Raw genomic sequence first — 13,927 nt, 5'->3', positions numbered from 1 at the left:
ACAATATATTATTAGAATAATAATCTGTTTCAATGTTCTCAAAATTAAAAAATTTATTTTTATATTTAAATACAAAACAAAAAAAAAAATTTATTATTCTGCAGATAATTGTAGTTTTAAATTCATTTATAGAAATATTGGGAGTAAGCTCAATTTTACCATTTATCTCATTAGTTTCTAATGAAAATATTGTTTTTGAGAACGATATATTTTCCAGAATTTATATGTTTTTTAATTTTTCAGATGTTAGTGAATTTGTACTTTATTCAGGTTTTCTAGTTTTCTTCCTATTACTTTTATCTACAATATCGTCTGTAATGACAATAGTATTATTAGCTAATTTTGCAAACCAAATCGCTGCTGAATTATCAAATAGGCTTTTTAAACATTATATTAGTCAAGATTGGATTTATCATTTAAATACCTCAAGCTCGTTAATATTAAATAACATTCATCACGAATGCTCAAGAGTAACTCGCGGCATAGCTGATGCAACTTTGCAAATGATATCAAGAATATGTTTTTCTATACCAATGTGTATTGGAATTTTTTTGGTAAACCCATATGTAGCAATTTTTGGAATATTAATTTTCTTATTTTCTTATTTTTTAATTTATAAAGCTATTAGAAAGAAAGCTTATAACAATGGTGTAATCTTAACAAAAAATAATAAAGAAAAATACCAAATTATATCTGAAGCATTTGGTGGAATTAAAAATGTAATTTTATCAAATACGAGTTTATATTTTATCGATAAATTTAATACAAAGTCATTTGCATTAGCAAAAGCTGCTGCTTTAAATATTAATCTTATGAGAATTCCTAAATTTTTAATAGAATTTATCGCGTTTGGGTGTGTAGTAATTTTAATAGTTTTATTAAATCTAAATAGTCCAGGAAACTTTCAAACGGTAATTCCTAAAATTGCTTTTTTTGCGCTCGCTGGTTACAAATTGATACCATCTTTCCAGCAAATTTATATGAATATTACTAATATAAAATCAAATATTTCAGCATTAGATTCAATTGATTATGATTTACAAAAATCTATTGAAAATAAAACTTTATACGAAGAAAAAAAAGAGGATTTTAAAAATTTTAAAAATATAAGATTAAAAGATATAGGTTTTTCATTTAAAGAAAGAAAAAAATTTAAAATTTCAAATTTAAATCTTAATATTACTGCCAACAATATAATTGGTATAGCTGGTCAATCTGGATCTGGAAAATCTACAATAGTAAATTTAATATTAGGATTGCTGGAACCAAATACAGGCAACATTAGTGTTGATGGAAGAAAGTTAGACAAAAAAAATATAAAAAGTTGGCAAAAAAATATTGGTTATGTACCACAATCTATATTTTTGTGTGAAGGCTCACTTAAAGAAAATATAGCATTTGGAATTGATCAAAAAGCTATTGACAACAAATTAATTGAAAATGCAATAAAATTGGCTGATCTATCAGATTTTGTAAGTACACTCCCTGAAAATTTAAACACAAAATTAGGTGAAAGAGGTGTTCAGCTATCCGGTGGTCAGCAACAAAGAGTTGGAATAGCAAGAGCTCTTTATCACAATCCAAATGTATTAATTTTTGATGAGGCTACTAGCTCTTTAGATGAAAATAGTGAAAAAAATATAATGAATGCAATAGATAAATTTTCAGGGTTAAAAACAATTATAATTATTGCTCATCGAACCAATACTTTAAAAAAATGTGATAATATATTTATCATTGAGAATGGATCTATTGTGAATGAGGGTAACTTTGAAAGTTTATTTGAAAAAAATCTTTGATTTTATAAAAGATGAAGTTTATTTTTTTATTAACTCACAATTAAAATATTTAATATCAAGATTAAGAGAAAAATATAAAAAAGGTATTAATGATCAAAGCAAAAGATAGTATTAGCTCATTAAAATTATCATTTAGGTCAATACAATTTAGTGATCATGAGAGTTTGCGAATATTAAGAAATGAACAACTTCACGTCTTAAGGCAAAAAAAAAAATTATCAAAACTAGATCAGTTAAAATATTTTAATGAAATTGTACTTCCAGATCTAAAGTTAAAAAAACCAAAAAATATCTTATATGTTATTCTTAGAAACAAAAAATTTATAGGTTATTGTGGTTTAACAAATATTAAATGGGAGTTAGGAGCCGCAGAAATCTCATTTTTAGTCAAAAAAAAGTATAATGAACCGAAAATAATAATTAAATGTTTTAATGAAACATTAAAATTTTTAGAGGATGTAGCATCAAAGAACAAAATATACCAGATTAATTCTGAGGTTTATGATTTTAGAAAAGAAATTTTGAAATGTCTCAATGATAGAAATTATAAAAAAGTTGGTTATTTTAAAAATCATAGAATTAAAAATAAAACATTAATAAGTTCATACTTTTATAGCAAGATAATTACAAAAGATCGTATAAAAAAAAACATTAATTTCTTAATCACATCTTCTTCTAATAAAATTTCATTGATTGAAATTTTAAAAGTTACTTTGGGAAAATATTTTGCAAATGCTAAAATTTATGTTTCTGACAAGAGTAAAATTGTAACATCAAAATTATATGTCAAAAATATAGTAAAGCTTCCAAAGCTTAATGATAATAACAAAATTAAAGTATCAAAAAAATTGCAAATTCAAAAAATAAATTTTGTTTTACCAACAAGAGAAAAAGAACTTTATTTTTGGGCCAAGCATAAGAATTTTTTTAAAAAAAAAGGAGTTAATGTATTAGTAACAAATTACAAAAATATTGAAATTTGTAATGACAAATTATATTTTAATAAAATTCTTGAAAATAACAATTTTCCATGTTTGAAAACTTTAGAATTTAGAGGAGATTTAAAAAAAAATTTTATATTAAAAGAAAGATTTGGTTCAGGTTCTCCAATTTTAAAATCAGTTAAATTAGTAAATAAAGAAGATAACTTTATCATGCAAGAAAGAGCTAATGGTAAGGAAGTATCAATTGATTGTTGGTCCTCAAGAAATAATGAAAAAATTTTTACATTAATGAGAATGAGAAATAAAATTAAAAATGGAGAAAGTGAAATTTCAGTTTTTTTTAAAAACAAAAACATAGAAAAACAAATTGTAAAGTTAATTAAAAAATTAAAGATATACGGTATTTTCAATATGCAGGGTTTTATTATTAAAGGAAAAATTTATATTTTTGATTGCAACCCTAGAGTTGGAGGTTCAATGGCCTTTTCATATTATAAAGGGATTGATTTTTTTAAATTTTCAATGTTTGAGCAATTGAAATTCAATAATAAAAATTTTAAAAAAGAAAAAAATAAAAATAATGTTTTTTATAAAATTAATAAAGTATATTCACTAAGTGATAATAGTTTTTGATTTAGATGATACACTTTATGATGAGAGACAATTTTTCTCAAATGGAGTAATGGCAGTTTCAAATTATTTGATAAAAAATTATAATTTTGAAAAAAATATTTATAGAACAATTATCTCTAGAGAGAAATTATTCGGTAGAGAAAAACTATTTGATTTTTTTTTAAAAAAAAAAAAAATTTTTTCTAAATCTTTATTAAAAAAGTTAATTTATATTTATAGATATAATGATTATAGACTCTCTTTATACCAAGATACAATTAGATGTCTTGAAAAATTGAAGCACTTTAGAAAATATGTTTTGACAGATGGTAATAAACATGTTCAAGAAACAAAAATCAAAAAATTAAAAATTAACAACTATTTTCAAAATTTTTTTATTACAAGGAGGTATGGTATTAAATCTGAAAAACCTTCCTTAAACTGTTTTAAAAAAATTATAAACAAGGAAAATATCAAATGGGATCAAATGATATACGTTGGTGATAATCCTAAAAAAGATTTTGTAAATTTAAATAAAAAAGGTTCTATTACAATAAGAATTTTAAGAGGCAACTTTAAAAATTTAAAAGTCAATAAAAATTATAATGCTAAGTATTTTATTAAAAACTTAGATCGTGATTTAATAAAATTAATAAATCGAATTAGATGAGTAAATTGAATAAACTAAAAATTGGATTAAAATTTGACCCTTTCATAATAGCTGAACTTTCTGCAAATCATAATGGTTCTTTAAAGAAATTTTTAAAAATGATTACATTAGCAAAAAAAATTGGTGCCAGTGCTGTCAAAATTCAAACCTATACAGCTGATGATATGACTATAAACACAAAAAAGGGGTCTTTTTTTATTTCTGAAAAAAAAAACTTATGGAAAGGACAAAAGCTGTATGATCTATATAAAAAAGGGACAACACCATTAGAATGGCATGAAAAATTATTTAATCATGCGAAAAAAGAGAAAATTTTATTATTTAGCACCCCCTTTAGTGTTAGGGCAGTAAATTTTTTAGAACAATTTAAACCAAAATTATATAAAATCTCATCCTTTGAAAATAATGATTTTGAGCTCTTGGAAAGAGTAGCAGCAACAAAGAAACCAATAATTATATCTTCAGGAGTTTCAACTTTAAAAAAATTTTCCGAAAGTATTAATTTTTTGAAAAAAAAAGGTGCAAAAGATATTATAATCCTAAAATGTACAAGCTCTTATCCTGCTAAATTGAATGAATTAAATTTAAGTTCCATACCATTTTTGAGAAAAAAATTTAAAACTGAGATAGGATTTTCAGATCATAGCATCGGAAATTTAGCTGCCTTAACCAGTATAACACTAGGATCAACAGTAATTGAAAAACACTTTAATATTGGTAAGACAGGATTAGATGCAGATTTTTCATCTAGTTTAGATGATATGAAATCCCTCATCAAAGATTCTAAGAAAATCAAAAAAGTTTTAGGTAAAAATAAACTAATAATTACAGCATCAGAGAAGCCTAGTATAAAATATAAAAGATCTTTAATTTTAGTAAAAGATATAAAAAAAAACGAAAAATTTACAAAAGATCATGTTAAGTCATTACGGGGAGCATATGGAATAGAGCCAAAATTTTTAAAAAATATAATAGGTAAAATTTCTAAAAGAAATTATGCGGCACCTAAATCTATAAAAATTGATATGTTTAAATAATTATGATTGACAGCAAATTATTGATAGTTTCGGGGGTAAATAGATCTGGAAAAAGTTTAATTGCTCCTATTGTGTCATCATTTAAAAATGTTGAGCCTTTTGTTGTAAATTATGATTATGAAAGATTGTTACAAATGGCCTATTGCAAAAGAGTAAATCCAAGTTTTTTTGATTTTTTTTTTAAAAAAATGTCTGAAAAAATGATGCATGATCAATTTAATGGGAGAAATGTAAGTATCAAAATTAAAGACTTTTCATCAATATGGAAGAATTCAACTTCTATGGAAATTCAAAAAAAAATTATAGAGGAAGAAATTTCAAAAAAAACTTTTTTGAAACACAAAAAAAAATACTCAAATTTTTTTATTCATAACAGTCTTTTTTTTAAGAATTCTTTTTCAAAAACTTTTAAAAATTATAAAATTATTAATATTATAAGACATCCTATTGATATTATTTATTCTTGGAGAAAAAAAAATGTCAATAAGATTTATAATAATAAAAATGAAATTTTTAATGAGTCTTTTTATTTAAAAAAAAAAAAATATTATCTTCCTTATTATTCAAAAAATATAAATTTAAATAATTTTCAAAAATTGAATAGTTTTGAAAAATTATTTGTTATGGTTGATGATAATTTACAAGAAGAATATAAAATAATAGATAAAAAATTTTCGAGTAAAAATTTAATAGTTCTTGATTTTGATAATTTTGTATCCAAACCACATTTAAAAATTAAAAAAATTGAAAAATTTCTAAATTGTAATAAATCTAAATTTACTAAAGAAGTTTTGTTTCAAGAGAAATGCCCTAGAAAAATTAATAACTTTAAAAAAATTCAAAGAGAACTACATTTATTAAATGAACTAAACTTAACTTTAAGAAAAAAATATAAATCTTTAGTTGAAAAATATAATTTTATTAAAAATAAATATGATTAAACTTGCTTATATAGCTTCAATAACTAGACATGGTGGATCACTATTAAACAGGTTGTTGGATTCTCATCAAGATCTGGGTTCTTTGCCAACCGAAATGAATTTTCCAAGATCAAACCACACATTAGATTTTATGGAAAATCTTCCAGGAATAGCAACAAGCGTCCCAAGTTATGAGAGTTTTGATGGAAATTTAATAAAATTTTTTAAATTAGAAAAAGATTTAAATCCAGTATTCAAATGGGGAAAAGAGAGAAGAGATAAAATTGGTGTTAGAAAAAATTATTATGAAAAAGCGTATTACGACAACTTTAAAACTAATTTTAATAGAGATGGGTTTATAAATGATTTAAATGATAAAGGTAAAAAAATTAAATGTATAAATGATATGTATAAATATTTTTTTGAAACTTATTTTGATAATTGGGAAGAAGGTAAATATAAAAAAAATTTTAAGTATTATGTGATGCATAATAGTACAGGAATATTTTTAGATAATTTTGAAGATTTTTTTAAAAATTTTCAAAATTCTAAGGTACTAGTACCGGTTAGAAATCCCATTGATTATATAGCCTCAGAAAAAACAAGAATTGCAAGAATTTTTTATGGTTCAAGAAGGTTTTATAAACCAGTGCCACCAAATTACTTAGTTAAAATTTTTGACAATTATGATCTTAAAGCTCTTATAAGATCTTGGAAAGTGTCAGTTACAAGATACAGACTTTTGCAAGAAAGTTATAAGGATAATTTTTTCTTTTATAGATATGAAGATTTAGTAAATAGAACAAAAGAAACCATGAATAGCATAGCAAAATTTTTAGATATTGAATTTAATAATATTTTATTAAAACCAACATTAGCAGGCAAAGATTGGGGGGGGAATTCTCATAAGGGTCGATTAAAAGGTATAGTTTTTTCCAATTATTCATCCCAGGTACTAAAACAATCAGAAATTGAGACAATTAAAAGAGAAACAAAAATATGCAATTATATTTATAATATCTCGGATGTTAATTTAGATTATCTAAAAATAAACAAAAATGAATTTTACCATTATGATCAGCAAAAAAGATACATGTTAAACAGAGATGTTATTAACATTTACTTCTCTTACGCTTTGAGTGGAGCTCGAAAAAACCAAATATCAAGAGTAGGAAAGTTGGGACTAATCTCTTTAATTTTTGGCTTAATTGTAAGACTGGTAAATTTTCCTAGACTGTTAAAACAAAAATTATTTCCTTCTGTAGGTAAACAAAATTATACCTAAATGAAAAAATTAACCACAAAGTTTTTTTTTAAAAAATAAATTAATGAGAATCCCCTATAACAAACAATATATATTTGGAGATACTTTTAAAATTATATCTCAATCACTAAAATCCGATTTAATTACAACAGGAAAATATGTAAAAAAATTTGAGCAGAAAATAGCAAACTTTAACAAGGTAAAATATGCATTGGTAACAAGTAGTGGTACATCTGCATTACATCTTGCGTTTGAGTCAATAAATATAAAAAAAGGAGATAATGTAATTATTCCAGCAATTAATTTTATTGCCTCATACAGTATGTTAAAAAAAATGAATGCCAATATATTTTTGGCAGACGTTGATAATGATGGCCACCTGAGTCCAATAACTCTAGTAAATTGTATCAAACATAATAATTTAAAAAAAATTAAAGCAGTTATTAATATGCATATGTCTGGTCATATTAAATATACCGATGATCTTCTTAAGTTAAAAAAAAAATTTAATTTTTTTTTAATAAATGACTCATGTCATTCTTTTGGTTCAAAATATATTTATAAAAAACAAGTTTTTAATTCTGGGAATTGTTCACATTTTGACATTGCAACTTATTCATTTCATCCTGTGAAATCAATTACAACTGGAGAAGGCGGAGCAATTACGACAAATAACAAAAAAATATATAAAAATATTATAGCCAAAAGATCACATGGAATTATTAGAGACAAAAAAAGATATTGGAATTATAAAATAAATGAACTAGGTTATAACTATCGATTAAGTGACTTAAATTGTGCTCTAGGTATAAGTCAATTAAATAACTTGAAAAAAATTATGGCAAAACGAAAAAAAATTGCCAAATATTATTTTAAAAAATTAGAAAAATTTAGCGAATTTATAGATTTACCTGATAAAAATTTAATTAATTTCTCTTCATGGCATTTATTTGTAATTAAGTTTAAAAGTAATTTGATTAAAGATAAATATTTTAAAGATAAAGTATTTAATATTTTTATAGCTAACAAAATATTTCCTCAATACCATTATATACCTATCTATAATTTTAAAGCCTTTGCTGGTACAAAAAAAAAATTGCGAGGTACAGAGAATTTTTATAAATCAGCTTTAAGTATCCCTATTTATTATGCAATGAAGTATAAAGATTGTGATAAAGTAATTAAATGTATTAAATTAGTAATAAAAAAATTTAAATAATCCTCGATGATTGAAAATAAGAAAGACATTCAAAAGCAAAAAGAAGAAGTTTCTAACTGGTGGAATAGTGAAAAAACAAAAAAATGGCATAATTTTTATTATACAACAGATTATAAAGATTATTCACACTTACTGTTAAGACAAAAGAAAAGCATTGATTATTTAAAGAAGCTTTATCCTGACCCAAAAAATATAAAAGTATTAGAACTTGGTTATGGAGGAGGTCAGACTGCAAAAAAAATGTTAGATATTGGCTATAATGTTACTGGAATTGATATTTCAGAACATTTTAATCAAGAAACATCATTAAAAAATAGTGATTACATTAAAAAAGGCCAAGCAAAATTTTTGACCAGAAGTATTGATGATAATTTCCCGTTTGAAGACGATTCTTTTGATGTTGTTATTGTGTTAGGTGCTTTGCAATACGTTGGGGATTTAGATAATTGCATGAAAAATATATCAAGAACTCTAAAAAAAAATGGTCATTTTATATTGACACAATCAAATATGTATTCTTTGCACAGCTTGTTTTCATTAAGAGGATTTTTACTTAAAATTGTATACTTAGTTACTGATGAAAAATATATGTTACAGAAGAGTTTTAGATCGATATTAATAGACAGTAAATTAAAAAAGTATTTTAGTAAATATAAACATTCAAAATTGTTAAATAATTTCTTTTTTACAAAAGGTGATGAAAATTGGAAATTTAAGATAAAAAAAAGATTATTTAATTTTAAAAGATTAGAAAAAATATTAAAAAATTATAATTTTTTAGTAATCAATAAAGATTGTGCAACTTTTTTATTTGCTAGAAAGGGTTTTTTTTATTATGTAAAGTTATTGACTGATAAGTTTCTGCAATTTTTAAGTTCTGTATTTATTTTTAACTTTTTAAGGAATTTATCAGATAATATAATTTTAATTTCAAAAAATAATAAGTCTTAAATGATCGCAAAAATTTTTAATAATAAAAAAATATTAATTACCGGTGGTACAGGTTCTTTTGGTAAAAAATTTATAGAAACAATTTATAAAATTTCAAAACCAAAAAAGATGATTATATATTCGAGAGATGAGTTTAAACAATCAAATTTAAGAAAAGAATATACAAAAAAAAATTTTAAAGGTGTAAGATATTTTATAGGAGATGTAAGAGATAAAAATAGATTAAGAGAGGCACTAAATGGAGTTGATATAGTAATTCATGCAGCGGCACTCAAGCATATAGAGATAGCTGAAGAAAATCCCCAAGAGTGTGTTAAGACAAATATATTTGGAACTCAGAATTTGATTGAAGTCTGTATTGAAAAAAAGGTAAAAAAAATGATTGCACTATCTACAGATAAAGCTGCAAATCCAATAAATTTATATGGAGCCACAAAACTTGCAGCCGAAAAATTAATTATAAACTCAAACATACTTTCAAACGCTGACTCGACAATACTATCAGTTGTAAGATATGGTAATGTAATAAATTCAAGAGGTTCTGTAATACCTTATTTTAAATCATTAGTTGATAGTGGAATTTATACTTTACCTCTTACTGATTATAATATGACAAGATTTTTTATAACTTTAGAGGAAAGTGTAAATTTTGTAATTTCATGTATAGCTAAAATGAAAGGTGGAGAAGTATTTATTCCTAAAATGCCTAGCATAAGAATTACAGATATTGGAAAGGCAATTAGCTCAAAAATAAAATTTAGAATTATTGGCAAAAGATCTGGAGAAAAAAATCATGAAATTTTATGTCCACAAGAGACAAGCGATAATACTTATGAATTTAAAAAATATTTTATCATTGCCTCAAGTATAAGATTGCCAGAGAGGAACAACATTAAGCACTTAATTAGAAAAGAGAGAGGTAAAAAAGTAAGTAAAGAATTTGTTTTTTCCTCAGATAAAAACAAATTTTTAACAATTAAAGAGATTAAAAAAATTCTAAATAAATTTTAATGAGAATAGCTATTATATTGGCAAGAGGTAATAGCGTTAGAATTAAAAATAAAAATACATTAATTTTTGAAAAAAAGCCTATGATTAGTTGGCCAATAAATTGTGCTCATAGGACTAAAATTTTTGATAGGATTATTGTTTCTACTGACTGCTTGAAAATAAAAAAAATAGCTCAAAAATATAATGCAGAAGTTCCTTTTTTAAGGTCAAAAAATAATTCAAAAAATAATTCACTTCCTATCGACGCAATAAAAGAAGTGTTATTAAAGTTAAAGATAAAAAATAAAATAGACATATGTGTTTTCTTTGGGAACTCTCCCTTTTCTTATTACAAGGATGTTTTAAAAGGATTTAAATTATTAAATAAAAAAAATATAAAAACTGTTTTGCCAGTAAAAAAAATTGACAGTAGATATCAAAGGATATTTGTAAAAAATAAAAATGAAACAATTAAATTTTTTAATCAATCAACTCTCAATGCCAGAAGTCAAGAATTGTCTGACACTTTTATTGATGCTGGACAATGGTTTTGGATTAAATATGATATCTCAAAAAGTAAAAAATTCGAAATATTGGGTGGAAAAATTGGTTATGTCATAATACCAGATAATAGAGTTTGTGATATAGATAATTATAGTGATTTAAAATTAGCAAAACTTTTAGCCAAAAAAAAACATTTTAAAAATGCTTAAACTAGGTACTAAAGCTCAAACGTTAGAAGTTTTAAAAAATTATTGCGAGGTTCCAACTTTCACTAAATTTACTGTATTGGAATTTAATAAAGATAAAAAAAAAATTTTAAAAGAGATAAAAAAAATTCCAGGTAAGGTTATTATAAGATCATCATCAATAAAAGAAGATACTTCAACAGAAAGCGGTGCAGGAAAATATATTTCAGAAATTCTAAAAAATAGATCTACAAAAGAAACGTTCAAATTGATAAGAAAAATTATTTTAGATTTTAAAAAAAAAGATAAATTTTTTACTAAAAATGAAATAATTGTTCAAAAGTATGAAAAATCTATTTCAATAAGTGGAGTAATTTTAACATATGATATAGCAAATAACTCACCATATTATGTCATAAATTATAATGATGAGCTTAAATCAAGTAACAACGTGACATCTGGACAAGGAGTTTATGCAAATAAAAAAATTTATATATCGAGACAAGGTATACGTAAACTTAAGTCTCCAAGGTTTAAAAGTTTATTAAAAACTATAATTAAAATTGAAATATTATTTAATAATAATTTTTTAGATATTGAGTTCATTTTAAAAAAAAATTTTAAAGTGGTAATTTTACAAGTTAGGGCTATATCAAATAGACTGATTGATAATGATTTTCGAACCCACGTTGATATTAAAAAAAAAATTTCAGATGCTCAAATAAAATATGGCCCTCTAATAAAAAATAATATTTTAGCTCAGATGCCAGATTGGAACCCAGCAGAAATAATTGGGGAGAATCCCGAAAATTTATCGTTTAGTTTATATAAGAAACTAGTTACAGATAAGAACTGGTTTGTTGCAAGAGAGAAAATGGGTTATTCAAATTTTTCTGGCAGCAAAAACCTAATGATTAGCATCTTAGGAAAACCTTATATTGATGTAAAAAAAAGTTTTAATTCCTTTTTTCCTAAGAGTTTATCTAAAAATATTAAAAAAAAACTTTTGAAAATATGGGCTTCAAAACTTAAAAATAATTTAAATTTACATGATAAAATAGAATTTGAAGTTGCAATTACTTGTTTTGATTTTCAACTAAAAAATAGATTAAAACAGAATGAATATTCATCTCTCACAATCAAAGAAAAAAATGAAATTATTTCGAATTATAAAGAATTTACTTTTAATTCAATTTTAAATTTTGATTTTGATAAATATATAAAAATTCTTAATGAATTAGATCAAATCAAATATATTGAAAAAAAAGATTTTAAAAAACAATTATTAAATATTTCTATCAATGGGATAATACCATTTGCAATTTTAGCTAGACATGCTTTTATTGGCCAATCATTGTTAAAATCTTTAATTGCGAAAGATATAATAACTAAATCACAACATACTAACTTTCAATTATCTTATCAGACTATTACAAAATCTTTTCTTAAGGATATGCGAAAGGTTAAATTGGAACAATTATCGAAGTCAGAATTTATGAAAATATATGGTCATTTAAGAGCTGGAACCTATAATATTAAATCACCTAGATATGATCAAATGAAAAACTTCGAATATGATGCAGGTTATATTAAGGACTCAAAATATCAACCTGATAAAAAAATTTTAGCTAAGTTTGAACGTTTAATGGCCCAAGAAAATATAAAAAATATAAATCCTAATAAAATTTTTGAATACATAAAAAAATCATGTGAATTAAGAGAATATTCTAAATTTTTATTTACTAAACAATTAAGTCAACTTTTGGAAAATATTAAAAATTATTTGAAAACAAAAAAAATATCTATTGATGATATGGCACATTTATCTATAAATGATCTAAATAAATCTGACAAAATTATAAAGAAGAAGATCCTAAAAAATAAAAAAGAATATTTTTTAAACCGAAAAATAAAGTTACCTCAAGTTTTATTTGAAAAAAATAATTTTTTTGTTGTTCCGTATCAAATAAATGAGCCAAATTTTGTGTCTAAAAAAACTATAATTAAAAATTTAGAAATTTTTAATACAGGAATTAAAAATCAAGATTTTAAAAATAAAATTGTTGTAATTGAAAATGCTGATCCTGGATATGATTGGATTTTTTCAAAAAAAATATCAGGCTTAATTACTAAATATGGTGGTGCAAATTCACACATGACTATAAGATGTGCAGAATTAGATATGCCAGCAATGATTGGATGTGGGCCAAAGATATTTAATGAGATCTGTAATTCAAAAAAAATTGAGCTAAATTGTAAATCAAAATTATATAATATTTTATTGTGAAAAAAAATATCTCATCTGTAATTTGGATAACAGGTCTTTCAGGAAGCGGTAAAACTACAATTTCAAGAATTTTAAAAAAAAAATTATCATTGTTATACAAAAAGGTTATCCATTTAGATGGAGATGAACTGAGAGCTTGTGCATCTACTATTATAAAAAAAGATTCATTTCACAGAAACGATAGGAAAAATATAGGTTTATTTTACTCAAAATTAGCAAAACATCTAGCAAAACAAAATTTTATTGTAATAATGTCTGTAATGGCACTCCAGAGAGAAGTTCAAAATTGGAATAAAGTAAATATTCCTCATTTTTATGATGTTATGCTTGATGTTCCAATTAATGAATTAAAGTTAAGAGACCCAAAAGGTATTTATAAAAAATATTCAGAAGGTAAAATTAAGAATCTTTATGGATTAGATTTACAATATGACAAACCAAAAAAACCTTGGATGAACGTAAAATGGTCAAAAAGATTAAATAAAAAATTGATTGTTGAACGAATAATGAATAAGTTTATTAAAGAAAAAGACGTTCAAAAATAA

Annotated in this window: 12 protein-coding genes; all 12 read left to right on the top strand. The window is 23.4% G+C overall.

Annotation, left to right across the window (positions count from 1 at the left end; translation table 11 throughout):
• The first annotated feature begins 32 nt into the window (after positions 1 to 32).
• The 12 genes from ACTTBE_RS04470 to ACTTBE_RS04415 all read left to right on the top strand — a co-directional run bounded on the left by ACTTBE_RS04470 (position 33) and on the right by ACTTBE_RS04415 (position 13,927).
• Positions 33 to 1,799: an ABC transporter ATP-binding protein gene (locus tag ACTTBE_RS04470; RefSeq protein WP_440677329.1), complete on the top strand. Its 1,767-nt coding sequence runs from the start codon at positions 33 to 35 to the stop codon at positions 1,797 to 1,799.
• Positions 1,800 to 1,888: 89 nt separating this feature from the next.
• Positions 1,889 to 3,376, top strand: coding sequence for an ATP-grasp domain-containing protein (locus ACTTBE_RS04465; RefSeq protein WP_440677327.1), 1,488 nt, complete (start codon positions 1,889 to 1,891; stop codon positions 3,374 to 3,376).
• Positions 3,360 to 4,025, top strand: a complete 666-nt coding sequence (locus tag ACTTBE_RS04460) for an HAD family hydrolase (RefSeq protein WP_440677325.1) — start codon at positions 3,360 to 3,362, stop codon at positions 4,023 to 4,025. Before ACTTBE_RS04465 ends, ACTTBE_RS04460 begins: the two co-directional genes overlap by 17 nt.
• Positions 4,022 to 5,062 (top strand): pseudaminic acid synthase, encoded by a 1,041-nt coding sequence (gene pseI, locus ACTTBE_RS04455; RefSeq protein WP_440677323.1) that lies wholly within the window; start codon positions 4,022 to 4,024, stop codon positions 5,060 to 5,062. Before ACTTBE_RS04460 ends, pseI begins: the two co-directional genes overlap by 4 nt.
• A 2-nt stretch (positions 5,063 to 5,064) precedes the next feature.
• Positions 5,065 to 6,003, top strand: a complete 939-nt coding sequence (locus ACTTBE_RS04450) for a hypothetical protein (RefSeq protein ID WP_440677322.1) — start codon at positions 5,065 to 5,067, stop codon at positions 6,001 to 6,003.
• Positions 5,996 to 7,267 (top strand): sulfotransferase, encoded by a 1,272-nt coding sequence (locus ACTTBE_RS04445; RefSeq protein ID WP_440677320.1) that lies wholly within the window; start codon positions 5,996 to 5,998, stop codon positions 7,265 to 7,267. Before ACTTBE_RS04450 ends, ACTTBE_RS04445 begins: the two co-directional genes overlap by 8 nt.
• Before the next feature lie 43 nt (positions 7,268 to 7,310).
• Entirely contained in the window at positions 7,311 to 8,465 is a 1,155-nt protein-coding gene (locus ACTTBE_RS04440; RefSeq protein WP_440677319.1) for an aminotransferase class I/II-fold pyridoxal phosphate-dependent enzyme, read from the top strand.
• Positions 8,466 to 8,471: 6 nt separating this feature from the next.
• Complete coding sequence (locus ACTTBE_RS04435) at positions 8,472 to 9,416, top strand: class I SAM-dependent methyltransferase (protein ID WP_440677316.1); 945 nt, start codon at positions 8,472 to 8,474, stop codon at positions 9,414 to 9,416.
• Entirely contained in the window at positions 9,417 to 10,427 is a 1,011-nt protein-coding gene (gene pseB, locus ACTTBE_RS04430; protein WP_440677315.1) for a UDP-N-acetylglucosamine 4,6-dehydratase (inverting), read from the top strand. It begins immediately after the preceding gene.
• Positions 10,427 to 11,119: an acylneuraminate cytidylyltransferase family protein gene (locus ACTTBE_RS04425; RefSeq protein WP_440677313.1), complete on the top strand. Its 693-nt coding sequence runs from the start codon at positions 10,427 to 10,429 to the stop codon at positions 11,117 to 11,119. The genes pseB and ACTTBE_RS04425 overlap by 1 nt, the downstream gene beginning before the upstream one ends.
• On the top strand, positions 11,112 to 13,382 hold the full coding sequence (locus ACTTBE_RS04420; protein ID WP_440677311.1) for a PEP-utilizing enzyme: 2,271 nt from the start codon (positions 11,112 to 11,114) through the stop codon (positions 13,380 to 13,382). Before ACTTBE_RS04425 ends, ACTTBE_RS04420 begins: the two co-directional genes overlap by 8 nt.
• On the top strand, positions 13,379 to 13,927 hold the full coding sequence (locus ACTTBE_RS04415; RefSeq protein ID WP_440677309.1) for an adenylyl-sulfate kinase: 549 nt from the start codon (positions 13,379 to 13,381) through the stop codon (positions 13,925 to 13,927). Before ACTTBE_RS04420 ends, ACTTBE_RS04415 begins: the two co-directional genes overlap by 4 nt.

Origin of the sequence: Candidatus Pelagibacter sp. HIMB1587, from assembly GCF_052047775.1 — a bacterium.
Lineage (GTDB): Bacteria > Pseudomonadota > Alphaproteobacteria > Pelagibacterales > Pelagibacteraceae > Pelagibacter.
Note: the sequence above shows the minus strand (reverse complement) of the source record. Positions and strands in the feature narration are given on the sequence as shown.